General features: G+C 58.1%; 23 protein-coding genes and 3 tRNA genes. 20 read left to right on the forward strand and 6 right to left on the reverse strand.

Going from position 1 to position 24,618, the window contains the following annotated elements; translation table 11 throughout:
- Positions 1-2 precede the first annotated feature (2 nt).
- Positions 3-1,193 (forward strand): elongation factor Tu, encoded by a 1,191-nt coding sequence (gene tuf, locus B8783_RS03620; protein ID WP_084417748.1) that lies wholly within the window; start codon positions 3-5, stop codon positions 1,191-1,193.
- Positions 1,194-1,320: 127 nt separating this feature from the next.
- On the opposite strand, the gene B8783_RS03625 is transcribed toward tuf, so the two are convergent.
- Positions 1,321-2,112 (reverse strand): SEL1-like repeat protein, encoded by a 792-nt coding sequence (locus B8783_RS03625; protein ID WP_084418432.1) that lies wholly within the window; start codon positions 2,110-2,112, stop codon positions 1,321-1,323.
- A 204-nt stretch (positions 2,113-2,316) separates the two neighbouring features.
- On the opposite strand from B8783_RS03625, the gene B8783_RS03630 reads away from it, so the two are divergent.
- The 6 genes from B8783_RS03630 (at position 2,317) to acs (ending at position 9,599) form a co-directional block, all read left to right on the forward strand.
- Positions 2,317-4,002, forward strand: coding sequence for an alpha/beta fold hydrolase (locus B8783_RS03630; RefSeq protein WP_139792233.1), 1,686 nt, complete (start codon positions 2,317-2,319; stop codon positions 4,000-4,002).
- A gap of 138 nt (positions 4,003-4,140) precedes the next feature.
- Positions 4,141-4,216: transfer RNA gene (locus B8783_RS03635), tRNA-Trp, on the forward strand.
- A 79-nt stretch (positions 4,217-4,295) separates the two neighbouring features.
- Complete coding sequence (locus B8783_RS03640) at positions 4,296-4,730, forward strand: hypothetical protein (RefSeq protein ID WP_084418434.1); 435 nt, start codon at positions 4,296-4,298, stop codon at positions 4,728-4,730.
- A gap of 86 nt (positions 4,731-4,816) precedes the next feature.
- Positions 4,817-6,673, forward strand: coding sequence for a copper resistance system multicopper oxidase (locus B8783_RS03645; protein ID WP_084418435.1), 1,857 nt, complete (start codon positions 4,817-4,819; stop codon positions 6,671-6,673).
- Entirely contained in the window at positions 6,673-7,467 is a 795-nt protein-coding gene (locus tag B8783_RS03650; RefSeq protein ID WP_084418436.1) for a copper resistance protein B, read from the forward strand. The genes B8783_RS03645 and B8783_RS03650 overlap by 1 nt, the downstream gene beginning before the upstream one ends.
- Before the next feature lie 191 nt (positions 7,468-7,658).
- Positions 7,659-9,599 (forward strand): acetate--CoA ligase, encoded by a 1,941-nt coding sequence (gene acs / locus B8783_RS03655; protein WP_233355662.1) that lies wholly within the window; start codon positions 7,659-7,661, stop codon positions 9,597-9,599.
- Positions 9,600-9,681: 82 nt separating this feature from the next.
- Here acs and B8783_RS18450 read toward each other — a convergent pair whose 3' ends face one another.
- Positions 9,682-9,828: a hypothetical protein gene (locus B8783_RS18450; protein ID WP_169711695.1), complete on the reverse strand. Its 147-nt coding sequence runs from the start codon at positions 9,826-9,828 to the stop codon at positions 9,682-9,684.
- 166 nt (positions 9,829-9,994) lie between these two features.
- On the opposite strand from B8783_RS18450, the gene B8783_RS03660 reads away from it, so the two are divergent.
- Positions 9,995-10,378, forward strand: a complete 384-nt coding sequence (locus B8783_RS03660; RefSeq protein WP_084418437.1) for an Hpt domain-containing protein — start codon at positions 9,995-9,997, stop codon at positions 10,376-10,378.
- On the opposite strand, the gene B8783_RS03665 is transcribed toward B8783_RS03660, so the two are convergent.
- The 3 genes from B8783_RS03665 to B8783_RS03675 all read right to left on the reverse strand — a co-directional run bounded on the left by B8783_RS03665 (position 10,327) and on the right by B8783_RS03675 (position 12,763).
- Positions 10,327-10,671, reverse strand: coding sequence for a chorismate mutase (locus tag B8783_RS03665; RefSeq protein WP_084418438.1), 345 nt, complete (start codon positions 10,669-10,671; stop codon positions 10,327-10,329). The two genes, B8783_RS03660 and B8783_RS03665, sit on opposite strands and share 52 nt — an antisense overlap.
- Positions 10,672-10,786: 115 nt before the next feature.
- Complete coding sequence (gene sppA, locus B8783_RS03670; RefSeq protein ID WP_139792234.1) at positions 10,787-12,568, reverse strand: signal peptide peptidase SppA; 1,782 nt, start codon at positions 12,566-12,568, stop codon at positions 10,787-10,789.
- Positions 12,569-12,686: 118 nt separating this feature from the next.
- Positions 12,687-12,763, reverse strand: a tRNA-Pro gene (locus B8783_RS03675).
- A 149-nt stretch (positions 12,764-12,912) separates the two neighbouring features.
- Here B8783_RS03675 and B8783_RS03680 point away from each other — a divergent pair.
- The 10 genes from B8783_RS03680 to B8783_RS03725 all read left to right on the forward strand — a co-directional run bounded on the left by B8783_RS03680 (position 12,913) and on the right by B8783_RS03725 (position 21,450).
- Positions 12,913-12,987, forward strand: a tRNA-Gln gene (locus tag B8783_RS03680).
- Between the two features lie 478 nt (positions 12,988-13,465).
- A complete protein-coding gene (locus tag B8783_RS03685) occupies positions 13,466-14,245 on the forward strand; it encodes a DUF3450 domain-containing protein (protein ID WP_084418439.1) in 780 nt (259 codons plus the stop codon).
- Positions 14,246-14,276: 31 nt separating this feature from the next.
- Entirely contained in the window at positions 14,277-15,677 is a 1,401-nt protein-coding gene (locus B8783_RS03690; protein WP_084418440.1) for a MotA/TolQ/ExbB proton channel family protein, read from the forward strand.
- Between the two features lie 30 nt (positions 15,678-15,707).
- Positions 15,708-16,223 carry a MotA/TolQ/ExbB proton channel family protein gene (locus B8783_RS03695; protein ID WP_084418441.1) on the forward strand — a complete coding sequence of 172 codons (516 nt, stop codon included), beginning with the start codon at positions 15,708-15,710 and terminating at the stop codon, positions 16,221-16,223.
- Complete coding sequence (locus B8783_RS03700) at positions 16,223-16,630, forward strand: ExbD/TolR family protein (protein ID WP_084418442.1); 408 nt, start codon at positions 16,223-16,225, stop codon at positions 16,628-16,630. Before B8783_RS03695 ends, B8783_RS03700 begins: the two co-directional genes overlap by 1 nt.
- Positions 16,631-16,639: 9 nt before the next feature.
- A complete protein-coding gene (locus B8783_RS03705) occupies positions 16,640-17,056 on the forward strand; it encodes an ExbD/TolR family protein (protein WP_084418443.1) in 417 nt (138 codons plus the stop codon).
- 9 nt (positions 17,057-17,065) lie between these two features.
- Entirely contained in the window at positions 17,066-17,692 is a 627-nt protein-coding gene (locus tag B8783_RS03710) for an energy transducer TonB (RefSeq protein ID WP_084418444.1), read from the forward strand.
- Between the two features lie 119 nt (positions 17,693-17,811).
- Positions 17,812-18,435: a TonB family protein gene (locus tag B8783_RS03715; RefSeq protein ID WP_084418445.1), complete on the forward strand. Its 624-nt coding sequence runs from the start codon at positions 17,812-17,814 to the stop codon at positions 18,433-18,435.
- Between the two features lie 199 nt (positions 18,436-18,634).
- Positions 18,635-20,023, forward strand: coding sequence for a tetratricopeptide repeat protein (locus B8783_RS03720; RefSeq protein ID WP_233355663.1), 1,389 nt, complete (start codon positions 18,635-18,637; stop codon positions 20,021-20,023).
- A gap of 137 nt (positions 20,024-20,160) precedes the next feature.
- Positions 20,161-21,450 (forward strand): cystathionine gamma-synthase family protein, encoded by a 1,290-nt coding sequence (locus tag B8783_RS03725; protein ID WP_084418446.1) that lies wholly within the window; start codon positions 20,161-20,163, stop codon positions 21,448-21,450.
- Here B8783_RS03725 and B8783_RS03730 read toward each other — a convergent pair.
- Positions 21,447-22,196, reverse strand: coding sequence for a DUF481 domain-containing protein (locus B8783_RS03730; protein ID WP_084418447.1), 750 nt, complete (start codon positions 22,194-22,196; stop codon positions 21,447-21,449). The two genes, B8783_RS03725 and B8783_RS03730, sit on opposite strands and share 4 nt — an antisense overlap.
- Positions 22,197-22,341: 145 nt before the next feature.
- On the opposite strand from B8783_RS03730, the gene B8783_RS03735 reads away from it, so the two are divergent.
- Both B8783_RS03735 and B8783_RS03740 read left to right on the forward strand, forming a co-directional pair.
- Entirely contained in the window at positions 22,342-23,598 is a 1,257-nt protein-coding gene (locus B8783_RS03735; protein ID WP_084418448.1) for a hydrolase, read from the forward strand.
- Positions 23,595-24,617: an arginine N-succinyltransferase gene (locus tag B8783_RS03740; protein ID WP_084418449.1), complete on the forward strand. Its 1,023-nt coding sequence runs from the start codon at positions 23,595-23,597 to the stop codon at positions 24,615-24,617. Before B8783_RS03735 ends, B8783_RS03740 begins: the two co-directional genes overlap by 4 nt.
- The last annotated feature ends 1 nt before the right edge of the window (position 24,618 follow it).

Here is a 24,618-nt window from a genome sequence, read left to right on the forward strand (position 1 = left end):
CCATGGGCAAGGCAAAGTTTGAGCGGAACAAGCCGCACGTAAACATCGGCACGATTGGTCACGTTGACCACGGCAAGACGACGCTGACAGCAGCGATCACGATGACGCTTGCAGAAGTTTATGGCGGCGCGGCGAAGTCCTATGCGGACATCGACAACGCCCCTGAAGAAAAAGCACGCGGCATCACCATCAACACCGCACACGTTGAGTATGAGACGGAAAACCGTCACTACGCTCACGTCGACTGCCCGGGTCACGCTGACTATGTGAAGAACATGATCACCGGTGCGGCTCAGATGGACGGCGCGATCCTGGTTGTGAACGCAGCTGACGGCCCAATGCCGCAGACCCGCGAGCACATCCTGCTGGCCAAGCAGGTCGGTGTGCCTGCGATGGTTGTCTTCATGAACAAGGTCGACCAGGTTGACGACGAGGAGCTTCTTGAGCTCGTCGAGATGGAAGTTCGTGAACTTCTGTCGTCCTACGACTTCCCGGGCGACGAGATTCCGATCATTTCCGGCTCTGCACTCGCTGCTGTTGAAGGCCGCGACGAGAAGATCGGCAAGGAGAAGATCCTCGAGCTGATGAAAGCTGTCGACGAGTACATCCCGACCCCTGAGCGTCCACTGGACAAGCCATTCCTGATGCCGGTTGAGGACGTGTTCTCGATCTCCGGCCGTGGTACGGTTGTGACCGGCCGCGTCGAGACGGGCGTCATCAAGGTTGGTGAAGAAGTCGAGATCGTTGGTATCCGCGACACGCAGAAGACGACCGTTACGGGCGTTGAAATGTTCCGCAAGCTGCTCGACCAGGGCCAGGCTGGCGACAACATCGGCGCGCTGATCCGCGGTATCGACCGTGAGGGTGTTGAGCGCGGCCAGGTTCTCTGTAAGCCAGGCTCGATCACGCCGCACACGACGTTCGAAGCTGAAGCCTACATCCTGACCAAGGAAGAGGGTGGCCGTCACACGCCATTCTTCACCAACTACCGTCCACAGTTCTACTTCCGTACGACGGACGTGACGGGTGTTGTCCAGCTTCCAGCGGACAAGGAAATGGTTCTTCCAGGCGACAACGTCAAAATGGACGTTGAGCTGATCGCGCCAATCGCGATGGACCAGGGCCTGCGCTTCGCCATCCGCGAAGGCGGCCGCACCGTCGGTGCCGGCGTCGTCTCTTCGGTCAAGAAGTAAGACTTTTAACGGTAAGGGGCTGCGGACCTCGCAGCCCTGAACCCGATCCATCGCGATAAGCGGGGATCAAAAACATCAAGGGCCGCTCCTGACGGGGCGGCCCTTTTTCTATGGGGTCAAAAAAAGTCTAGTTTCGGAGGCTATCAAACAGGGTACAGGCATCCGGCCAGCCGAGTTCGCAACCTTTTTTCGAGTATTCCAGCGCGAGAGCAGGGTCTTTCTCCCCGGCGGCCCCACTGGCATAGAGTGTCGCACGGCGATGGCAGCCATAAGCATCCGGATAGGTCGCATCGCAGCCAGCTTTCAGGCCGGAGAGCAGCGCCCGTTTGTCGAATTTGTTGTCATTGAAATCGCCGAGGAAAGTGCAAGCAAATCCGGAGCCGTCGGCGCACAGTTTCATCAGGTCTTCCAGGCTATCGGATTTTTCCGAGAAGCTTCCCATCAGCACGCGGCGACGAGCTGAGATGACCTCGCTCAGCATGTCCTGTTCGCGCGATCCGGCATCGGTGCGCTCGAGCGCCAGGCCGTATGTACGTCTGCAAGCCTCAAGGTTTGGAAAGTCTGCCCGGCAGCCCTCGGAGTAGAGCAGCTCGGCAGTTTCAGGTTCAGGGCTTTCATACACATCGCCAAGCATGAAACAGGCCGTGCCAAGTCCACGGGAAATGCAGGCATCAAAAATGGTGTCGACGCCCATGCTTTGCTGGTTTTCGTCATTCGACTTCAGGAAGCCGTCGAACACGATAAGGGCCGAAACACTCAGCTCTCGTTCCATTGGGGTCGCGAACGGTTCAATTTCAGCCAGGCCAGGCGGGTCATCTGCAGATGCGGAAAACGAGGATGAAAAGCCTATGCAGGTCAGCACGGCCAGTGCCGCGGCTCTGCTGGTAGAGCGGGCTGCTGCCCGCACTGATTGATCCATTCTTTTCAACCCTCTTTGTCTTCTACAATGCCAGATCCCCACCCAGCCTGCAGAAAGCAAATCCAATTTACGCAGTTCAAACGAACCGCACATCACCCCGCGGGGGGATGACGCTTGAAATCTATCACCCTTGGCTAACGTCTTCTGGTGTGGGATTTACAGATCGTGCGATTTGCACGGATTGTTTTTGCTCTTGGCCAGGTGATGTCTCACTCGCAACGTTACTTCGAAATGTTGGGCGCCGCCTATGAGGTTCCATCCGGACCCGACAGGTTCGACGCGTTCCTCGCTGCGGCCATGGCGTATTTCTTTGAAGATGAGGCGGAAGGTCTGCTCGCCGGCGACGTGCCGCGCTATAAGGGCGATGACAAAACGCTCGATACGCATGGCCAGCGGATCGGCGCCCTGATCGAAGAAGCATCCCGGCGGGGCAGCGAAAAATCAGAGCGTTTTCACGCGGTCCTCGATATCTCGGCTCGCTCAGAACTTGTCACCGGCAATACCGCTGCGGCTCACCTGACCGATCGCGACTTCCCCTGTCACCTCTGCGATCTTCCGCTCGACCCGGAGGCGATCTCCGAAATCCGTAAATCCCTGCGCTCTGGTGAGCATCAGCCGCAGGACCGGATCATCCTGGCCAGTGTCGGCGAGCGGCAGGTCCAGGCCTGCCTCGCCCTCATCCAGCGGCCAAAGGACATCGCCGACCGGGTGCAGGTCTCGCTGTCCTATATCGACTGGTCGGATGCCTTGATGACCCGCCTCGGGGAGGCCTTTGGTCTGACGCACAGCGAAACGGAAATCCTTGAGGGTTACCTCGCCAATCTCAGCCAGAAAGAGATCGCGCAGCAGCGCGACAGGTCTCTGGAAACGATCAAGGGCCAGTCCAAGGCGATCCTTCGAAAGACAGGATGTGCGCGCATGTCGGACGTGGTGCAGCTCTGCGCCAGTATCGCTTTCCTGATGCGCCAGCTGCCGGAGCAGGAGACCCCGCCGAGCGCCGAGACCTGGATGACCCCGAAGGAGAATTTGTCGCTCCTGCCACGCCTCAAAGGCCGCAAGCTGGCCTGGTACACGGCCGGTGACGGCGAAAAGCCTGTTCTTTTCATTCATGGCTACCTGCAGGGGCCGTTCTTCACCCCGGCCTTCCGGCGCGCCCTGGCACAAATAAATGTCCGGCTGATCGCCCCCTCAAGGCCGGGCTTTGGCTATACAAGCCCAAGCCCGTCTGACAGTGACTTCAACGAGACGGTGGTCAGGGATGCGCTGGCGCTGGTTGATCATCTTGGCCTGGAGAAAATCAGCCTCTGCGTCCATCAGGGCGGCACGTCGCATGGTTTTCGCATTGCGCGGGCGCTCGGTCGCCGCATGGGCGACATGCTTGTCATCGGGGGCGGCATCCCGATCGATGAGAAGGTGCATCTTTCCCATATGGACCGGCAGACCCGCTTTGCCGCCATGGCAACGCGACATGCGCCCTCGGTGATGAAGATGGTGACGTCGATCGGCTTGCCAGTTTACAGGCGACGCGGCACGCGCGCCTTTCTCGAAAAACAGTTCTCGAAGTCCCCCGCAGATCTCGCAACGCTCTCCAATTCGACCTTGATGAAGGTGCAGGCCGAAGGGCTCTACCATGCCGTAGAGCAGGGGGCTGGCGCCTGGGTGAGGGATGGGGCAGCCGCGATGGCAGACTGGACAGACGATCTGGAGGCGGTCGACTGCCGCCAGATCTGGTTGCAGGCCAATGATGACTCGATCATTTCGGCGCAGGACGTTGCCGCTTGCATTACAAAGCGGACGAATGCCGAGTTTCATATCCTCGACGGGCACGGCACCAATATTCTGCATACCGCTGTTGAAGACATCACGGACGCTTTAGCCCGCCTTCAATGACCCCATCGGTGTGTCGTTCGCTTCGCTGCCAGAGGGGCAGGGACAGGGCTCCAAGCCGCTTGTGAACTGATCTGCAGCGCGATGGCCGGGGACTGTTGCACTTCCCGCCTGTTTCGGGCATTACGGCGCTTCGCCTGAGCGGGTATAGCTCAGTTGGTAGAGCATCGGTCTCCAAAACCGAGGGTCCTGGGTTCAAGTCCTAGTGCCCGTGCCAGGCGGACTTTACCTTCCTCGACATCACGGGCCGCTTTCGCGCCATTGATTGCGCGAGCGAAGCGTCTATTTTCCAGTCCATGATGCAGTCCGTACGCCTTGCTGTTCTCGGCCTTCTGGCGAGCCTGTTCTGTGCGGGACTGATTGGCTGTTCGACAGCGTCTGCGGCAGCATCCGTGCAGCCGGTTCACAAGCCGGCCATGGCGATGGCCGACCATGGCGCGCATTCCGGCCATGCAGGGCATCACGAGCACACGGCGCCCCCGGCGCACCAGCATCATGATGGGCCGTCCAGCTGTGACGCCTGCGCGCAAAGCCTTGTTCAGCGGGTTGCGGCTGCGCCGACGCCTGTTGTCGACCTTGGTCTGGTTGAATACCCGCCCATCCTATCTGTGCAGTCGACGAGCATGTTGCCACTCGCGGAAATTCCGCGTGATGTCGGCTGGCGACGAAGTCCCGGCATCGCCAGGCCTCGCCTGACCCTTACACAGGACCGAATCCGTCTTCTGATCTGATTGATGAGAGCGACTGAAGGTGTTTTCGCGCCAAGCGCGGACACTTTAATTCTGCTTTTAAATCAATTCGATGAGATGGATTATTCATGTTCAATAGACGACATTTTCTCGGCGCGGGTCTTGGCGTGGGCGCGGCATTTGGAGCTGCTGGTTTGCTTCCCGCATGGGCGCGCACCTCAGCCTACGGCAATACAGGCCTTCAGACGCTCACGGGGACGAATTTCGACCTCGATATCACCCAGTTTCCCGTCCGCATTGGTGGCCGGGCGGGCCTCGCGACCGGCGTCAACGGGACGCTGCCCGCGCCGCTGATCCGCTTTCGCGAGGGCGACGAGATCACGATCAATGTCCATAACGGGCTGGAGGTGGATACGTCCATTCACTGGCACGGCCTTCTGGTGCCATTCTACATGGACGGCGTTCCGGGCGTGTCCTTTCCCGGCATTCGCCCAAGAGAGACGTTCCAGTACAAATTCGCCGTCCCGCAGAACGGCACTTATTGGTACCACTCCCATTCAGGGCTGCAGGAGCAGGTCGGACATTACGGGCCGCTGATCATCGATCCGAAGGGCGCCGATCCGGTTAAGGCAGACCGCGAATATGTGCTCGTCCTGTCGGACTGGAGCTTTGAGAACCCGCACCGCATTTTCCAGAAGCTGAAAGCGTCTGCCGAGACGTATAATTTCAATCAGCGCACGCTCGGCGATTTTGCCGACGATGCCGCTGAGCAGGGCCTTGGCGAGGCGTTTGCAGACCGCGCCATGTGGGGGCAGATGCGCATGAGCCCGCGTGATCTGGCGGATGTCACAGGCGCCACCTACACCTACCTCATCAATGGTCACTCCACGGAAGATAACTGGAACGGTCAGTTTGAACCCGGCGAGCGCGTGCGGCTGCGCATCATCAATGCGTCGGCCATGTCGATCTTCAATTTCCGGATTCCCGGTCTGCCGATGACCGTCGTGTCGTCAGATGGTCTGAATGTCAGGCCGATCGAGACCGACGAGTTCCAGATTGGCGTTGCAGAGACCTATGACGTGATTGTTGAGCCGACTGATGCGCGCGCTTATGCGCTGGTCGCTGAATCGATCGATCGGTCGGGGCAGGCGGTCGCAACGCTTGGGCCAAAGCCCGGCATGCGGGCTGTGGCTCCCGAGATGCGCCCAGTGCCCACGCTCAGCATGAAAGACATGGCGATGGACCACAGCGATGCGGATATGGACCATTCCGGGCACGACATGTCCGGCATGGACCACAGCCAGCATGACATGTCCGGCATGGACCATGGCGCCAACAAGCCTGCGCCGGATGGCGGTATGCAGGTGCATGACCACAAACAGGGGCCGGGCGTTGCCAATGTCGCCATGATGCCGGTCAGTCGGCTTGATGAGCCCGGCATCGGCCTTGAGAACGTCGCGCACCGCGTCCTCACCTATGCCGACCTTCGCGCCCTCGAGCCCAATGCCGATACGCGGCCACCCGAACGCGAGCTGCAGATCCACCTGACCTCCAATATGGAGCGGTACATGTGGTCGTTTAACGGCGTGAAGTTTTCCGAGGTCAGGGAAGCCATTCGCCTGAACGAAGGCGAGCGGGTGCGGTTTAACCTCGTCAACGACACGATGATGCCGCATCCGATCCACCTACACGGCATGTTCTTCGAGCTCGAAAATGGCGGCGGCGGTCACCGGCCGCGAAAGCACACCGTAATCGTCAAGCCGGGGGAAAAAGTCGCCTTTGATGTCTCGTCTGAACATGTCGGAGACTGGGCGTTCCACTGCCATCTGCTTTACCACATGCATGCGGGCATGATGAACGTCGTCTCGGTCATCCCGCATGAAGGCAATGTCGAACCCGATCATTCCGGCCACCATGGCATGGACCATAGCGAGAAAGCCGACCCCCATGCCGGGCACGATATGAGCAAGGGAGGGCATCACTGATGAGACACGCATTCAGACTGATCGCGCTCACCGCTGCTATGGCCGGCATCGCAAACGTTTCGCTGGCAGAGCAGGGCGGCGCCCCCTGGTCCATGGCCGACGACTATTACGATGCAACAGAGATGCAGGCGGCCCGAGAGCATCTCCAGCACAGCCATGGCGATATGCGCTCCACCTATTTTCAGGCCGAACGCTTCGAATGGCAGAGCTTCGATGATGAGGAGGTCATCCTGCTCGATGCCAATGCGTGGATCGGCGGCGACATCGACAAGCTCTGGTTCAAGTCCGAGCTGGAATATTTGCCAGATGAAGGTGAGTTTGAGGAGGCTGAGCTTCAGGTCCTCTGGTCGCGCGCCATTTCTCCCTACTTCGATTTCCAGGCCGGGCTGAGACAGGATTTTGAACCCGATGGCCTGACGCATCTCGTCGCCGGGTTTCAGGGGCTCGCGCCCTACCTTTTCGAGCTGGATGCCGCGTCCTTTCTGTCGACGGATGGTGACCTCACTGCGCGGATGGAGGCCGAGTATGAGTTGCTGCTGACGCAGCGCCTTATCCTGCAACCGCGCGCCGAGCTGTCCTTTTCCGCGCAGGACATTCCAGAGCTTGGAAAAGGGGCTGGCCTCACATCACTCAATGCGGGCCTGCGTCTGCGTTACGAGATAGAACGGGAGTTTGCGCCCTATATCGGTGTCGAGTGGCAAAACCGTTTTGGAAAGACGGCCGACTTCGCAGAGGCTGCTGGTGGAGACGCCGGAGAGACCGTCTTTCTGCTCGGAATTCGAGCCTGGTACTAGTCGGTGAGTGAAATCAGACTTTTCTGAGAGCGAACTGTCTTGCGTTTGAGACAGGATGTCATCGATTTGACGATGCGGCCGGGGTTCACAAGGGCCCAAACTGTGCGCATGTTGGCGTCATAGAACGACGTGTGGCCTGCGCGGTCCGCGCCAAAACAGTAAAGGGAGCAATGCCGACCATGAGTCACCACATGTCCAAACATCCGGTCCCCGAGGCTTTTGCGAAGCAAGCCAATCTGACGCCTGAAAAATATCGAGAGATGTACAAGGCTTCAATTGAGGATCCTGAGAGCTTCTGGGCTGAGCACGGCAAGCGCATCAAATGGATGAAGCCATTTACCAAGGTCAAGGACACGTCGTGGGACAAGGATGATGTGCATGTGCGCTGGTTTGCGGATGGCACGCTGAACGTGACCGAAAGCTGCCTCGACCGACAGCTGGAAACACGGGCCGATAAAGCCGCGATCATCTGGGAAGGCGACGAGCCGGAAGACAGCTACACGCTGACCTATCGCCAGCTTTATCACTCGGTCTGCCGCTTCGCGAACGTGCTGAAGGAAATGGGCGTCAAGAAAGGCGACCGCGTCACCATCTACATGCCGATGATCGCCGAAGCTGCGATGGCCATGCTGGCCTGTGCCCGTGTGGGCGCTGTTCACTCGGTGGTATTTGGCGGGTTTTCGCCCGAAGCACTCTCCGGCCGGATCCTCGATTGCGAGTCGGAATTTGTGATTACCGCCGACGAAGGTGTGCGCGGTGGCCGCAAGGTGCCGCTCAAGCAAAATTGCGACCGCGCGTGCGAGCTAGCCAAGGGAATGGTCAAGAAAGTGCTCGTGGTTGAGCGCACGGGCGTTGGCGTGGACATGAAGGAAGGCCGCGACCTGTGGCTGCATGAAGTCGGCGCGGATGTTGCCGACACGTGCCCTGCCGAACCGATGAACGCCGAAGACCCGCTTTTCATCCTCTACACGTCCGGCTCAACCGGCAAACCAAAGGGTGTCCTGCACACCTGCGGCGGCTATCTCGTCTGGGCGTCGATGACGCATGAATACGTCTTCGACCTGAAAGAGGATGATGTTTTCTGGTGCTCGGCCGATGTCGGCTGGGTTACGGGCCATACCTACATTGTCTATGGCCCGCTCGCGAATGGCGCGACGTCCGTCATGTTCGAGGGGGTGCCAACCTATCCAACGGCGTCGCGCTTCTGGGAAGCCTGCGACAAGCATGGCGTGACCATCTTTTATACCGCGCCGACGGCGATTCGCGCGCTGATGCGTGAAGGTGACGGACCGGTGAAATCGACGGACCGGAGCTCAATCCGCCTGCTCGGAACAGTTGGCGAGCCGATCAACCCGGAGGCCTGGGAATGGTATTTCAAAACGGTCGGCGAAGAACGCTGTCCGATCGTGGATACCTGGTGGCAGACAGAGACAGGCGGCACGATGATCGTACCGCTGCCAGGCACGACCGATATGAAGCCGGGCGCAGGCTCCCATCCATTCTTTGGCGTGAAGCCGGAACTGGTCGATGCAGAGGGTGATCTTCTTACCGGTGCGACTGAGGGTAATCTCATTATCACTGATAGCTGGCCGGGCCAGATGCGGACCGTTTATGGAGACCATCAGCGATTCGTAGAGACGTATTTCTCCGCCTATCCCGGCAACTACTTCACCGGCGATGGCTGCCGGCGCGACGAGGACGGCTTCTACTGGATCACCGGCCGCGTGGATGATGTGATCAATGTTTCGGGTCACCGCATGGGCACGGCCGAGGTCGAGAGCGCGCTTGTCTCACACGACGCCGTGGCTGAAGCTGCGGTTGTTGGATATCCTCATGATATCAAGGGGCAGGGCATATATGCTTATGTGACCACCGTTTCGGACGTTGAGCCGAGCGAAGAGCTGAAAGCCGAACTCAAGCTGCATGTGAGGTCCGAAATCGGCCCCATCGCATGCCCGGACCTGGTCCAGTTCGCTCCGGGCCTGCCGAAGACCCGGTCTGGCAAGATCATGCGACGAATTCTGCGCAAGATCGCCGAGGATAGCTTTGATAATCTCGGCGACACCTCGACCCTGGCAGAGCCGGAAGTCGTGGATCAGCTGATTGATGGTCGGCAGAATCGCGCCGACTGATCACGCAAACGCAAAGAAGCGCAGGTTTCGCACCTGCGCTTCTTTCGATAACTTTTGATGATCTTGCCAGCCTGGACGGGGACTAGCGCAGCAGGGCAATCGCCGCAGATTGCGTTGTGGGCGTAGCATCTGTTTGCGCCTGCGTGTCCGTTGGCTCCGAGACAACGCCCAGCCAGCTGATCAATATTGCTACGATAAAATCCCGAAGGGCGACAAGTACGCCAATCATGATCATCCCCTATGCTTACATCTGGCCCCATTTATATGCCGAATTGGGTCTGCGCGCAATCGTCAGAGGTGCGAGAGCCAGCGCGCTGTGTCTTTAACGTCAGCCTAAGCTATGGGCGTGTAGATGATCGGGCGCGCGCCAACTGCGCTTTGCGAAGGATATTACCATGGCGACTGTCGAACTCGATCTTGAGCACCTGCTATCGATGACAGGCGGCGACGTCGATCTGGCCGACGAGGTGATCGGCATATTTCGCCAGCAGGCCGAGATCTGGTCGCGTCTTCTCGATCCCCGCGCGAGTTCGAATCAGTGGGCCGATGCAGCTCATACACTCAAGGGCGCAGCTCTAAGCATTGGCGCTGTGCAATTGGCGGAGACCTGCGCACGGGCAGAGACGGCCGGTCGCGAGAGTCAGCCCAGCCCAGCCGGGGCGGCCCTTATTCTCAATGAAGTGAAAGATGATCTGGCGCAGACGATCGACGCCTGCAGCCGCGCCAGCTATGCCTTGTCGAGACCCGGCTTGAGAGCGTCGAAAGCTTCGAATTCATAAGCGATGCAGCGATCAATCAGCGTGCGCCAGACCGGTTCCGCGATGGAGGGTGACAGACCCTGTTTGCGCGCTTCTGCCAACACTTTGTCCACGACATCTTCAATGCGGGCACGGTCATGCACGACCTTACGCTCACCCTTGATGCGTGCCGCGGCATCCATGAAAGACTGACGTTCTTCCAGAAGTTTGACCAGGGCGCGATCCAGGCGGTCGATCTCATAGCGGACATCCGCCATGGTCTCGGCAGTTTTCCACGTGTGAAGGCGTGTGTCGGGGTCGGCCGTATCGGTCATCAGAGTACCAGTCCTGTTGTCTTGTCTGGCGGATATAGGGCGCCGCTTGGCCGATCAAGTATGTGACGGCTCGACGCACAGCTTGAACTGCACATCGAGCCGCATCTGATTCGTCCTATTTCTCGATAATCATCGGGCCGCGGGCCTGAACCGGCGAGCGGTCGAAGACGCTGCCCTGTTCGATCAGCGCCTGAATACGCTCATCTTCCAGGATCTCTGCGATGCTCGCCAAGCTACCAAGATCGCCGGCAGAGGCTTCGGCAAGCGGGCCAAACCCGGGAATTCCGCCTTGCGGGGCAGGGTAGAATTTCAGGCGCGTGTCTTCATCGGACGCGATGTCTGCAAGTTCACGGGCTTTCGTAATGGCATCCGTCAGTCCGCCAATCTCATCGACCAGACCAACGGCCAGGGCGTCTTCGCCTGACCAGACGCGTCCGCGTGCGATTTCGTTGACTTCCGCTACGGTCTTGCCTCGGCCTTCTGCGACCAGCTCAAGGAAACGGTCATAGCCGCGCTCAAGCCAGGCGTGCAGCAGCTCCTGCTGCTCAGGTGTAAAGCCATCGATTGTAGACAACGCGCCTGCGAAAGGACCGCCGACGGAGATCGCTTCGGCATTGACACCAAACTCACGAAGGCCATCCGCAATGGCGAGCTTGCCGCCAAAAATCCCGATCGAGCCCGTGATGGTTGAGCGGCTGGCCATGATCCAGTCAGCGCCGGTCGAGACATAGTAGCCACCCGAAGCAGCAACAGAGCCCATGGAGACCACGACGGGCTTGTCCAGTTCCTGCACGCGCTTGATGGCGCGCCAGATCTGATCAGAAGCGGTGGGAGACCCGCCGGGGCTGTCGACGCGGAAGACAATGGCTTCCACGTTTTCATCGCGTCCGGCCTCGAGGATCGCGCCTGCTACCATGTCGGACGCAAAGGCGTTCCCGCCATTAAACAGGTCGCCGCCAGGGCCACCGGTCACAATCGGGCCTTCGCCGCCAACGATGGCAATCACCTTGGCGCCGAGCGGGGCCGACTTTGGCTTGTAGGAGAGAATATCCACCAGCTCGCTGCCTTCGCCGGCACGTTCGATGACGGCATCCATGGCATCTTCGGGCCAGCCAAGTTTGTCAGCAAGGCCGGCATCAATCATGACGGCGGGGCTAAGCGGCGCTGTATCAAGCGTGGTACGCACGGCGGACGCGTTCAGGCCGCGGTCTGCCGCAATGTCCTCAATCGATGTCGTCCAGATCGAGTCGGCCAGGACGGTCATCGCTTCTCTGTGCGCGTCTGTGTAGCCGCTTTCCTTGTAGACGTTTGGTGCGTTCTTGTACTCGTAGAACTGGTCAATCTCGGCCCGAACATTGAGTCGGTCCAGCAGATCCTTGAAGAACAATGTCTCGAATGTGATGCCCCCAGGCAGGAAGTCCCCGCCGGGTTGAATCCAGATTTCATCAGCCGCAGCGATTGCCCGAAGGGAGGACGGCCCGCCCGAATAAGTGCCCTGTGAGGAGGCGACAACGAACTTTCCGGAGTCCTTGAGACGATTGATCGCCTCACGCAGCTCTTCGGCGCGTGATGAGCCGACAGACATTTCGCTGGCGCGAATAAAGACGCCTTTGACGCGCTCATCGGTCCGCGCAGCATCAAGCCGCGTCAGGACGTCGATAAAACCTTTCTGGCCGAATATGGCGCCGATCCCGGATGTTGCGGGCTGATCGGCCAGATTCTCGCGCATATCAATCGACAGCACCATGGAGTCTGGATTGGCTTCGCCGCCCGCCAGTGAGGCCGTCGCAGAGTTCACGACGCTGCCGACAATCGCGGAAGCGATGAAGAAAAGCAGGACGGCACCGAGCAGGGTGCCAAGAATTGCGCCGCCGAGCGCTGTGAAAAAGGTTTTCAAGAAAAGACCTCCGAACCGGGAATTTTATCATTAAACGATATGTAGCTTATCGTTTAAAAGTAAAGACCAGATGTGAGTCGATGATCAAATCGAATTTGGAGGGTGCGACATATGGAAGTGGTCGGAACAGGAGGATTCGAACCTCCGACCCCCGCCTCCCGAAGACGGTGCTCTACCAGGCTGAGCTATGTTCCGATCCGAGGGGCGCCGCTATATCGCAATCGCGGTTTGCGTGACAAGCGGGGCCTGAAAAATCAGCTGTAGTCCCCCTCAACTGAAATTGCCTGAGATGGGGAGTTGCATGCCAAGATCGGATTGAGTATGTCCCTGCCTTCGCCAAGAGTTGGGGTGTCGCCAAGTGGTAAGGCATCGGTTTTTGGTATCGACATTCCCAGGTTCGAATCCTGGCACCCCAGCCACTCTTCTCCCGCGCCCGATCGCTGTCAGTGTTACAGTACGTGACTATTGATCGGGCACGAACAGGCTTCGGGATGGCACAATGCGCCCCCGTCACAAAAATTACTTCCAAAAAATACTAAGATTGGCTTGCACTGTGATGCGAGATTGTGCTTGCGGTGCAATTCGGTAAGTTTTTTAAACGGTTAGTGAACACCCATTGATCGCGGGCCTTCGTATTGATAGCGTCCGGCCCGATGGCCTGATCATAAGCTGACGGCTCTTGCCGAAATGGCGAATAAGAGAAGAGTGCAGATAAAAGCACTCCGTACAAAAAGGGGAGATGATGGATGTTTCCAGCATTCACCTCCAAACTGCGGGCTTGTGTGTGTCCGGTTAAGTTAGAGAGTTGCGGCCGCCTGTTCAGGGGGCATGGGCCGCATTGAAGTTTCACCGTGCAGACTGTCTGCACGACCATTCGGAGAGTGAGAGGCAAACCTCATGAAAAAAGTACTGACACCGGCGCGAGGTGCCATTGCGGCGGCACTATTAGTCGGATTGGCATTGCCACCTATGGCGCAGGGCCAGTTGCGCCAGGCGCTGGATACCGGTGAGCAGGCAACGCGCAAGGCTGAGCAGGTACAGGAGCAGATCAACCAGCTGGATGATCAGCGCTCTGATGCGGTAAGCGAATTCCGCACGCTCCTGCAACGCACCCAGGCTGCACAGCTTTATGCGCGCCAGCAGGAAAAAGTCGTTGAGAGCCAGCGCCGCGAACTCGAATCACTGACTGAGCAGCTTGGCCGCGTTGATGAGATCACCGCTCAGACGACGCCAATGCTTCTCGATATGATTTCTGATCTCGAAGCTTTCGTTCAGGCCGACCTTCCATTCCGCATCGACGACCGTACCCAGCGCATTGCTGACCTTCGCGCCGCGATGGAAAATGCGCAGGTGCCAATCGTTGAGCAGTATCGCCTGATCATCGAGGCTTATAAGTCCGAGATGGAATATGGCCGCACGATCGACACATGGCCGGAAGATATCGATGTGGACGGCAAGACCGTCACTGTCGACATGTTCCTCTTTGGTCGCGTCGCACTCGTCTATATGTCGCCAGACCGCAAATACGCTGCCCGTTGGGACCGCGAACAAGCTCAGTGGGTTCCTGTCGAGAGCAAGTTCAAGGAAGATATCGCCCAGGCCATCAAGGTGGCCAAGGGTACGACGACGCCAAGCGTGCTTTACGCACCGGCTACCCGTCTTGATGTCGAGCTTTAAGCAGCGCCAGAGAATCAGAGGATCGAATTAGATGAAAACCATCAATAAAACTCTGCAGACCCTTGGCGCAGCCGCGCTTGTCATGGGATCTGCTATCACTTTCACCGCGCCGGCTGTCGCGCAGAATAATGTGTCGCTGAGCGACATTCTGAACCGCGTTCAGCAGGACTCTCAGCAAATGTCTGCTGAAGATTCGCGCCGCCTGCAGGAGTTCCGTCAGGAAGCTGCCGAGCAGGAGCGTCTGATGGCTGGAGCACGTTCGGATCTGAACGCAGCCGAGGCCCGTGGCCGCGCCCTGTCTTCAGAATTTGACGCGAATGAGCGTCAACTTGGTGAGCTTCAGGCAGAGCTTGAAACCCAGGCCGGCGATTTCGGCGAACTTCTTGGCCAGTTCCGCACCGCGGCTGGTGAGACGATGCCGATCATTCGCGAGTCGCTTGCGAACTTCGAATATGGTGGCCGTGCCGAAAAGCTGGCTGAAGTGTCCGAAGCCCGTTCGCTTCCAAGCCGCGAAGACCTTGATGCACTGCCAAAAGCGATGCTTCAGGAAATGATCGCACAATCCGAGGTGAAAGCCTTCACGACGCCAGTTTCTGGTGCAGGTCCGGAAGGCGAAGTCGTTGATACTGAGCTTATGCGCGTTGGTGTCTTTACCGCAGCGACGACAGATGATGTTCGCTTCGTTGAGGTCATGACCGACGGCGACTCCCCATATCTGCGCGTTCTGAAAGCCCAGCCAGGCGGCAGCTTCCGCTCTGCCATGCAGAAACTGATCAATGCTGATGAGGGCGAAGTCGTCATCACGCCGGTTGACCCGACCAAAGGTCAGCTGTTTGCTGTTGAAGGCGAAATGCCAGGTATTGGCGAACGCATCAATCAGGGCGGTACGGTCGGTTATGTGATCCTTGTCCTGCTTGCGATCGGTATTGCTTTCGCTCTGTTCAAGATCGTTACGCTGTTCCTCATGGGCGCTTCCATGCGCAAGACGGCCAAAACGCGTCAAGCCGGAACCGGCAACCCGCTGGCTCGCGTCTTCGAAGCTTATGAGAACAACAAGCATCAGGATCTGGAATCGCTCGAACTCAAGCTGGACGAACAAATCCTGCGCGAGTCGCCGAAGATCGAACGCTTCAACGATGTGGTCAAAGTGCTTGCAGCTGTTGCACCACTTCTCGGCCTGCTCGGTACGGTTATCGGTATGATCATCACCTTTACCGCCATCACCAACTTCGGTGCCGGCGATCCAAAGCTGATGGCTGGCGGTATCTCGGTGGCCCTGATGACGACCGTTCTTGGTCTCGTCGCTGCCATCCCGCTGCTTCTGCTCCACGCTATCGCGTCGTCCATGGCACGTGGCAACCAGCAGATCCTCGATGAGCAAGCCGCCGGCCTCGTTGCCGAGCGTGCAGAGTCCAACACGGTGACGGCATAATTGCCGTCACCTCCTTCGGGAGGTACCCTTATGGGACTAGGACTGAATGAACTCGAAGACTTCCTGGCGCGTGGCGGACCCGTCCTGCTCGTGATCATGGTGGCCACATTTGTGATGTGGGCGCTGATCCTGGAACGTCTTTTCTACTTTCGATTCGCTCACAAGGCTGTTGCTGAGGAAGCGGTGTCGGAGTGGAATGCCAGATCAGACCGCAAGTCGGTTCTGGCACACTGGGTCCGTGACAAGCTGGTATCGGAAGTGCGTCTCAAAGCTGAGGCAAACGTCCAGATGACCAAGGCCATGGTGGCGCTCGCGCCACTGCTCGGCCTGCTTGGTACGGTGACCGGCATGGTCGCAGTGTTTGACGTCATGGCGATTACGGATGGTGCCGATGCCAAGGCCATGTCAGGGGGCGTGTCGCAAGCCACAATCCCGACCATGGCAGGCATGGTGGCCTCCATTTCTGGGATCCTCTTCACCTCCGGTATGGACCGTAAGGTCAACCGTCTGGTGCAGGGTGTCGAAGACGAAATGGAGATCAGCTAATGCGCGGAAGACAAACCAAAGCTGCCGATGAGGCGAGTGTTGACCTGACGCCGATGCTGGATGTTGTTTTCATCCTGCTCATCTTCTTCATCGTCACCTCGACCTTTATCCAGGAGCGGGCGCTTGGCCTTGAGCCACCGCCACCTCCAAGCCCGGATACTGATCAGCAGCAGAACCAGGCGATCCTTATCTATGTCGGTGAGGATAACCTGATCCAGGTCAACGGTCGTTTCACCGATATTTCGGGTGTTCGTGCGAACATGGAGCGTCTGCGGGCCGAGAACCCTGAAAGTGCCCTGATTATTCAGGCGCACCCACGGGCCCGGACCGGGACAATCGTGAAAATCCGCGACGAGGCATATAATGCCAAAATGGACCGGGTGAACATCGTGCAGAGCGAGGAGTAGGAGACACATATGGCGCGTAGAAAACGAATAAGTGCCGCCGACGCTTCTGGTGATGATGATGTAAACCTCACGCCAATGCTGGATGTCGTGTTTATCCTGCTTATTTTCTTCATCGTGACGGCACAGTTCATCAAGGAACCTGGCGTCACGATCGACAGAACAGAAGTGGATAACCTCGAACGTCAGAACCCTCTTGGTATCCTGATCGCTATCGATGAAAACAGTGACATCTATATCGATAAGGAGAAGGTCCCGCTGCCGGAAGTCAGCTTCCGCGTGAAGGAGCTTCGGGAAGATAACAAGAAGGGCAAGCTGGTCGTCCAGGCTGATCGGGACTCTGAGGCTGGAACGCTGATCTCGCTGATGGAAATCATCAATGAGACGGATGGATCCACCGCCATTCAGGTTTCGGTCGAGGAGGAGTAGGAGAGAAATATGTTTTCAAATCCAATTATCCGGCTGCTCATAGGCATTCCGCTCGCTGTTATCGTCGTCTTCGGTCTGTTCACCTTCATGTACAAGATGATCAACCGTGACTACAAACAGCCGAATGCTGAAGAGCAGCGTGTCCTGGAGCGGATCACGCCTTCGGAAGACGATACAGAGGTGCGCACGCGTAGCCGCAGCAAACCCAAGCGTATCGACTCCGCTGACAAGCCACCGCCACCGCCGAAAATGTCGGCATCGCGGTCGGACATTGATCTGCCAACGCCGAGCATTCAGGGGTCAGCACCAACAGAGCTGAACATTGAGCGTCTGGATTCGCTTGCAATCGATCCGGTTGCAATCTCGGACCGCGACGCCCAGCCAATCCGCCCGCCTGTGCCGACTTATCCGAGCCGCGCTGCTGAGCGGGGCACGGAAGGAAGCTGCGATGTTCGCTTTGACGTGGACACACGTGGTCGCCCTTACAACGTCCAGGCAAATTGCACCGACAGCGTCTTCAAACGTGAAGCTGAACGTGCCGTGAGCCGTGTGGAATTCGCGCCGAAGATCGTTCGTGGTCAACCGGCGGAGCGCCGCAACGTGGTGTACCCATTGGAATTCAGGCTCGACGACTAGGTCGTTTACCAGAGCATATTTGTTGAAAGAGGCCTCATTCGAGGCCTCTTTTTTTTGTCTTCATTGACGTTACGTAATCTAAAGTGTAATGTTGTCACATAACACAAGGGAGAAACGTAATGTTTGAGAATTCTGTCATCCGGCCGATGGTCGGCCTGCCGCTTGCGGCGGTTATCGTATTCGGCCTTTTCACATTCATGTACCGGATGGTTGAAACGGACTTCGTGCCCCCTGAAGAAAGTCCGGTTCGCGTTCTCGAAGCGTTTGTCTATGAAGAGCCGCCAACCGTGCCAGAGCCCACGTCGGAGCCAGGATTTGTGGACGACGCGGTCCAGCCTCCGCCGCCTCCGCCCAAATATGCGGTGTCAGCAACAGACATCGTCTTGCCTGCCCCCACCATCGAAGGCACAGCGCCAAGCACGCTCCCGCTCAACCCTCTAAAGGGGCTCAAGCTCGACGTGGTTGTGATCAGCAACAAGGATGTACAACCCATTCGTCCACCGAGCGTCGTCTATCCAGATGCGATGATGCGCCGTGGGATCGAGGGCGATTGCAACGTCTATCTGGATGTTGACCCGCGTGGCCGGCCTTACAACGTCAAGGCAGAGTGTACTGATCCCGGTTTTCGTAAGGAGGCTGAACGCGCCATCAGCAAGGTGGAATTTGCCCCGCGCGTGCACAGAGGACAGGCTGTTGTGCGTGAAGGTGTCGTTTATCCGATCGAATTCCGGATCAGTCGTTGAGTCCTGCACAAGCTGTTGCGCAAAACGTTGACGTGGCCGCGCTAACCAATCATATCTTAATCAAACCGAAATTTCAGAATGCGCCGACGATAAACATAATAAATCGCCCGACGGATCGTTCAGAGTATCGCGAACGTATTTACAGCTTAGCGTTCGCATCAGAAAATCCGCCTGCAAAGGCGCAAAGGAGTGAGACACCATGAATTTCAGGCATATTCTCAAAGGCGCAGTCATCGCTGGTGCGGTGTCCTGTTTGGGCGCCGGTGCCGCCTTGGCCCAGGCCGGTTGTGAAGCAAATGAGTTCGGCGCCAAGACCGGCGAGATCTATCTCAAGGCTGAGAGCGAACTGCTGCAAAACAAGAACCCGTCTGCAGCACTGACTGAGATCAACAAGCTCAAAAGCCAGGAGCTGAACTGCTACGAGCAGGGCGCCGTTCTGAAGCTTGGCGCAGCCATCAAGATCCAGACGGGCGACTATACGGGCGCTGTTCGCGATCTCGAATCAGCTCTGAACCAAGGCTACATTCCTGCGTCTGAAACCAAGAATACCTATTACAACATCTTCCAGATCTATCTGAACCAGAATGATCTGAACAAGGCGATCGAATATTCTCGCAAGTGGATGAACGCTGGTGGCACGCCAGACCGTGACGGCATGTGGCAGCTGGCCGTGATCAACCAGAAGCTCGAGAACAATCAGGAAGCCCTGAAATGGGCGGAGCGCGTGTTCCAGAAAGACGGCTCGAATGCTGACCGTCAGGTCTACGACTTCCTGATCTATCTCTATGATGCAACGGGCCAGCGCGCGAAGAAAGCTCAACTTCTTGAGCAGCTGCTCGCCAAGAACCCGAACGAGCGCAAACTCTGGGACGCTATCGCGGGTGACTATTTCGCCGGTGATCAGGAGCGCAAGGCGTTCGAGGTCCAGAAAGCCATGTATCTCGGCGGTATCCTCACCAAAGAGGATGAGCTGATGCGGATCGTCAATTTCTACAACCGCTTCAATGCGCCGTATCAGGCGGCCCGCGTCCTTGAAAAAGAGATGAATGCTGGCCGAATCAGCAAAACCTACGAGCACATGGAGCTTCTCGCGAACCTCTATCAGGTTGCTCGCGAGTTCGATAAAGCCATCCCGGTCATTGAAGAAGCTGCCCGCATGAACAATAGCGGCGCGATGTATGAGCGCCTCGGTCGTTCCTATGCCGAGCTTCAGGAGTGGGGCAAAGCTGAAGACGCGCTGACCAAGGCGCTGAACGCTGGTGGCATCAAGGACCGCGGTCTCGCCTGGGTGCTGATTGGCCAGTCCCGCTATGAGCGCGACGACCGGTCCGGTGCACGCGAAGCTTTCAACAACGCAAACAATCGCGCTGGGCGCGGTTGGCTCGACTTCATGCGCTCTGAAGAGCAGACAGAAGTTGCCCTTGTCCGCTTCGAAGCCCAAAGCCTCGTGCAGGACCTGGAAAACGAGCAAAAGCGCTGTAAGCAGCTTGCCGTTCTTGGTGAAGAAAACGCACCAGAAGCTTGCGCGACGGTCGAAGAGCGTCTCGCAGACGCCCAGGCCAAATTTGAAGCGCTTGGCAGCACCTAAGTCCGGCTTCACGATTTGAATTGTTCAACCCCGGTCTCTCGTAGAGGCCGGGGTTTTTCATTGAGGGCCGCCCTGCATGCCTTGAACAGGACGGTTAAACAGTTTCAATTGAAATCAAATGATTGAAAGGCGAATCCATGAGCAAGCCAGAAAAAACCTATCGCAAACGCAAGATTGGCGATCACGTCCTGAAACCGGAATCCCTCGTCATGGGCTACGGCTTCGACCCGTCCATGTCGGAAGGCTCGATCAAGCCGCCAATCTTCATGACGTCGACATTCGCGTTCAAGTCGGCCCGAGACGGCGAGGCTCTCTTCCGCCAGCTCGCTGGCAAGCGTGAGGATGGTGACCCGGAAGAGGCGGACCTCATCTATACCCGCTTCAACAATCCAAACATGGAAGTTCTGGAAGACCGGCTGACGCTTTATGATGCCGGTGATCATGCGCTGGTGTTCTCATCGGGCATGGGCGCGATCACAACCGCGCTGCTGGCCTGCGCTGGCGCCGGGACGACGATCCTTCATTCCAGCCCGCTTTATGGCGGGACGGAAGTCTTCATGCGAACCTTCATGCCGGACTTCGGCGTCACGCCGTTCGAGATGGATGCCTGGGCCACTGAAGATGAAATCCTGGCACGCGCCCGCGAAGCGGCAAAAAAAGGCCCGCTGAGCGTCATCTTCACCGAATCGCCAGCCAATCCAACCTGTGCGCTGGTCGATATCGAAGCTTGCGCCCGTGTTGCAGACAAAATTGAGGAAGAGACAGGCCACCGCCCGATCATCATGTGCGACAACACGATGATGGGCCCGATCGGTCATGTCCCCCTGAAGCATGGCGCCGATGTCGCGCTGTACTCGCTGACCAAATATATTGGCGGCCATTCCGACCTCGTCGCCGGCGCTGCGATCGGGAATGAAGAGGCGATCGCGAAGATCCGCCGTGTGCGGAACTATCTCGGCACGACGCTGGATGCCCACACCTGCTGGCTGGTAACACGCTCGCTTGAAACGGTTCAGCTTCGCATGGAAAAGGCGTTCGCGAATGCGCGCGTTTGTGCGGAGTTCCTGCGCGACCACCCAAAGGTCGGCAAGGTGATGTATCCAGCTTTCCTTGAAGAGGGTGACCCTCAGCGCAAGGTCTATGAAGAGCAATGCGAGGCGGCTGGATCGACCTTCTCATTCGATGTGAACGGCGGCAAGGAAGCGGCCTTCCGTCTGCTCGATTCGCTTCAACTCGTGAAACTTGCCGTGAGCCTTGGCGGGACGGAAAGCCTGATGTGCCATCCCGGCTCGACGACGCATTCTGGTGTGGATGAGGCCATCCGCAAACGTATCGGCTTCACCGATGGCCTGATCCGCTTTTCGGTAGGGATTGAGGCCGCCGACGACTTGATCGCCGACCTCACCCAGGCGCTCGATAAGGTTTAGCCGCCAAACCCGTAGACAAGCGATATCCGTGTCGCCGTATCCGTCGCCTCAAATCCAGGCGGCGGATTGGTGTCGTGGCGCACATCGATTGAGAAGCGGGCCGAGAATTTATCGGTCAGCGCGGCCGTCAGGGCGAGAACATTGCCGATCTGCGTCGATTCCTGCGCATAGATAAAGTCGGTCGTGTTTGTGAGCGAAACCGCGTCATTGAAAGCGTGCGCAAACTCCGATTTGCCGACGAAAGCAAAGGACTCTTCGGTCGTGGCGGGCGTTGTGACGGGCGCGCCATTGACCAGCGTCGTTGTCGCGCGCACTTCATCAATCTTGATGCCGGGGCCACCCTGGACCGACCAGTTCGTCGGCTCACCTTCGAGGATAAGATAGCCAAGCCCGCCGCCCACAAAGAGACGCGAGTCAAAACCGGAAAACTCATCTTTCTCGTAGGAGGTACGGCCGAAGGCGAACAGCTTGTCGCCAATCTGCCGGTCGACCTCACCGGCGAGGAAATATCGGTTCTTGGTCTCGACAGAGTCCGTTTCACCATAATCCGCAGCCGCTTCGCCAGAATAGGTCCAGAAGCCCGACTTGCGGTTTAGCTTGAGGGAGAGGCCGAGATCGGCCGTTTCTGTGTTGCCCGTTGTGTAGCCAGCGCTGAACGCGCCTTCGCCGGTCCAGCCATCCTGCGCGACCGCGATCGGGGCCAGCAGGCAGCTTGCAGCAAGAATTGATGTAATCCGGTATCTCATGGGCTGTCGCTCCTTATTTTTCCGGCCTCCTCCTCTCAAACAGACACGAACAAGGCGTTAACCATGCTGGGGCAGGGCGATGGCGATATGAGGTTCAGCCCCCGGCCGGGCTTGCAGGAATTGATTTCTCATGAAACCAAGGGGCATGACTGATTTGGCAATAAAGACCTCTGACGATGAGGCCGTCTGCGCGCGAATTGCAGACGCTGAAAACGACATCAAGCAGCGTATGCTTGACTGGTCCGCAATCAACACAGGCAGCTGGAACCGCGAAGGTCTGGAGAGGCTCGCGCCGAAGCTTGCAGATGCATTCTCGGCGCTGGATGCCGAGGTCAAACTGCAACCTTCCCTGCCGTTCGAAAAAGTCGACGACAAGGGAAAGGCCGTGGATTTCCAGACCGCGCCAATCCTCCGGGTCAATTCACGCCCCGAGGCGCCGGTTCAGATCATTATGAGCGGGCATTACGACACTGTCTTTCCGCCAGGCACCTTTACTGAGATCACCGAGATGGATGACGGGCGTCTGAACGGGCCGGGTCTGGCCGATATGAAGGGCGGACTGTCCGTCATGCTCGAGGCATTGAAAGCCTTTGAGGCGGGCCCTTTAAAGGACAAGCTTGGCTATCAGATCGTCGTCTCTCCGGATGAGGAGATCGGTAATTTTGCGAGCTCTGGCGCTTTGAAAGAGGCGGCTCAGTCCGGCGCCATGGTCGGGATGACCTATGAGCCATGCATGGAAACGGGCGCGATGTCCGGCGGCCGCAAAGGCTCTGCCGTGTTCGACATCGTCCTGCATGGCCGCTCGGCCCATGCGGGCCGCTCAAAGGAAGATGGCCGTAGCGCCCTCGAGGCCGCTGCCCATATGGTCGTGGACATTGAAGCACTGAACAATCGCCGCGAAGGCGTCTCGTTCAACGTCGGCAGTATCGACGGCGGCAATGCCGTAAATATCGTGCCGGATCTTGCAATTGTCCGCTTCGGGGCCCGCGCGCCCGATGCCGATGCGGCCCAGTGGGCAACATGGGAAGTTGAGCGTCTCTTCAAGGAAGCCACCGTACGCGACGGGATTACCGGACATCTGCATGGCGGGTTCTATCGCCCTCCAAAGCCGCGAAACGAAGCTCAGCAAGCGTTGTTCACTGCTGTCGCCGATACCGGCCGGGCGCTGGATCTTCAGCTTGAGTTCCAGGACACAGGCGGCGTCTGTGAAGGCAACAATATCTTCGCGGCCGGTGTGCCAAATGTCGACACGCTGGGCGTGATGGGCGGACGCATCCACTCGAGTGAAGAATATGTGGTGTTGTCCAGCCTGGTTGAGCGGGCAAGCCTCTCGGCACTCCTTCTGAACCGTTTTGCCGATGGACGTATCGACGCAAACAAGATCAAGGCGCTAATGGAATGAGCTCTTCCTATGTCATGCGGCCGGCCCGGCTGGATGATTTCGACTCCCTAATGACGCTTGCCGAGGAATCCGGGCCAGGCTTCACCAGCTTGCCTGTGCATGAAGGTATTATTCGAGAGCGGCTTGAAAAGTCCGAAAAGGCTTTTTCGGGCAAACTCGATCAGCCGCAATACGGCAAGTATCTCATGATGATGATCGATCATGAGACGGGCGAGGTGGGCGGCTGCAGCGCTGTAAAGGCCGGTGTCGGTATCGAGCAGCCTTTCTTCAATTACCGCGTCATCACGCTGGCTCAGGCCAGCCAGGCAGCTGACCGCCGGTTTGATATGGACGCGCTGGTGCTGACCAATGAATTCGTCGGCTATACGGAAGTCGGTACGCTCTTCCTGCGTCAGTCGCATCGCGGCGGTGGGGCAGGGCGGCTCGCGGCCCAGTCGCGCTATCTGTTGATGGCCTGCGAACCGGAACGCTTCGGCGACATGGTCCTGGCGGAGCTTCGCGGTGTCGTGGACGCCAAGGGCCAGACCCCTTTCTGGGATGCGATAGGACGGCATTTCTTCGGCATGGAATTCGCCGAGGCCGACATCCTGTCTGCCGTCTCAGACAATCAGTTCATCCTGGACCTGATGCCGAAATATCCGATCTATGTGGACCTTCTGCCGCCGGAAGCGCGCGAGGTTATCGGCCGCTGCCATGCAGACGGCGTCGGCGCACTGAAGCTGCTCGAATGGGAAGGTTTCCGTTTCGAGCGGACAGTCGACATTTTTGATGGTGGCCCGCTTGTGGCCGCGCCGCGTGGTCTCATCCGGACGATCCGCGAAAGCCGTCTTGTCAAGCTGGTTGAAGGCGAGGCACGCGGCAGAACGGGCATCGCGTCCAATGATAATTTTGAGGATATCCGCATCTCTCTCCTTGAGGGCGAGCTGCGCGGCGATAGCGAATTCGTCACCTCACAGGCGGTCCTTGATCGCCTCAAGCTGCGATCCGGCAGCGTTGCAAGACTTTGGCTGAGGAGCTGAA

It is taken from the genome of Henriciella litoralis (assembly GCF_002088935.1).
Taxonomy (GTDB): Bacteria; Pseudomonadota; Alphaproteobacteria; order Caulobacterales; family Hyphomonadaceae; genus Henriciella; species Henriciella litoralis.

Bases quoted from the DNA above. Each gene is read 5' to 3' on its own strand.
- B8783_RS03640 (WP_084418434.1), top strand. From the start codon at position 4,296: ATGATGCAGTCCGTACGCCTTGCTGTTCTCGGCCTTCTGGCGAGCCTG.
- B8783_RS03630 (WP_139792233.1), top strand. From the start codon at position 2,317: ATGTCTCACTCGCAACGTTACTTCGAAATGTTGGGCGCCGCCTATGAG.
- B8783_RS03690 (WP_084418440.1), top strand. From the start codon at position 14,277: ATGAAAACCATCAATAAAACTCTGCAGACCCTTGGCGCAGCCGCGCTT.
- B8783_RS03715 (WP_084418445.1), top strand. From the start codon at position 17,812: ATGTTTGAGAATTCTGTCATCCGGCCGATGGTCGGCCTGCCGCTTGCG.
- B8783_RS03730 (WP_084418447.1), bottom strand. From the start codon at position 22,196: ATGAGATACCGGATTACATCAATTCTTGCTGCAAGCTGCCTGCTGGCC.
- B8783_RS03660 (WP_084418437.1), top strand. From the start codon at position 9,995: ATGGCGACTGTCGAACTCGATCTTGAGCACCTGCTATCGATGACAGGC.
- B8783_RS03720 (WP_233355663.1), top strand. From the start codon at position 18,635: ATGAATTTCAGGCATATTCTCAAAGGCGCAGTCATCGCTGGTGCGGTG.
- B8783_RS03685 (WP_084418439.1), top strand. From the start codon at position 13,466: ATGAAAAAAGTACTGACACCGGCGCGAGGTGCCATTGCGGCGGCACTA.
- B8783_RS03665 (WP_084418438.1), bottom strand. From the start codon at position 10,671: ATGACCGATACGGCCGACCCCGACACACGCCTTCACACGTGGAAAACT.
- B8783_RS03705 (WP_084418443.1), top strand. From the start codon at position 16,640: ATGGCGCGTAGAAAACGAATAAGTGCCGCCGACGCTTCTGGTGATGAT.
- B8783_RS03735 (WP_084418448.1), top strand. From the start codon at position 22,342: ATGACTGATTTGGCAATAAAGACCTCTGACGATGAGGCCGTCTGCGCG.
- B8783_RS03695 (WP_084418441.1), top strand. From the start codon at position 15,708: ATGGGACTAGGACTGAATGAACTCGAAGACTTCCTGGCGCGTGGCGGA.
- B8783_RS18450 (WP_169711695.1), bottom strand. From the start codon at position 9,828: ATGATTGGCGTACTTGTCGCCCTTCGGGATTTTATCGTAGCAATATTG.
- B8783_RS03700 (WP_084418442.1), top strand. From the start codon at position 16,223: ATGCGCGGAAGACAAACCAAAGCTGCCGATGAGGCGAGTGTTGACCTG.
- B8783_RS03625 (WP_084418432.1), bottom strand. From the start codon at position 2,112: ATGGATCAATCAGTGCGGGCAGCAGCCCGCTCTACCAGCAGAGCCGCG.
- B8783_RS03725 (WP_084418446.1), top strand. From the start codon at position 20,161: ATGAGCAAGCCAGAAAAAACCTATCGCAAACGCAAGATTGGCGATCAC.
- B8783_RS03710 (WP_084418444.1), top strand. From the start codon at position 17,066: ATGTTTTCAAATCCAATTATCCGGCTGCTCATAGGCATTCCGCTCGCT.
- tuf (WP_084417748.1), top strand. From the start codon at position 3: ATGGGCAAGGCAAAGTTTGAGCGGAACAAGCCGCACGTAAACATCGGC.
- B8783_RS03740 (WP_084418449.1), top strand. From the start codon at position 23,595: ATGAGCTCTTCCTATGTCATGCGGCCGGCCCGGCTGGATGATTTCGAC.
- acs (WP_233355662.1), top strand. From the start codon at position 7,659: ATGTCCAAACATCCGGTCCCCGAGGCTTTTGCGAAGCAAGCCAATCTG.
- B8783_RS03645 (WP_084418435.1), top strand. From the start codon at position 4,817: ATGTTCAATAGACGACATTTTCTCGGCGCGGGTCTTGGCGTGGGCGCG.
- B8783_RS03650 (WP_084418436.1), top strand. From the start codon at position 6,673: ATGAGACACGCATTCAGACTGATCGCGCTCACCGCTGCTATGGCCGGC.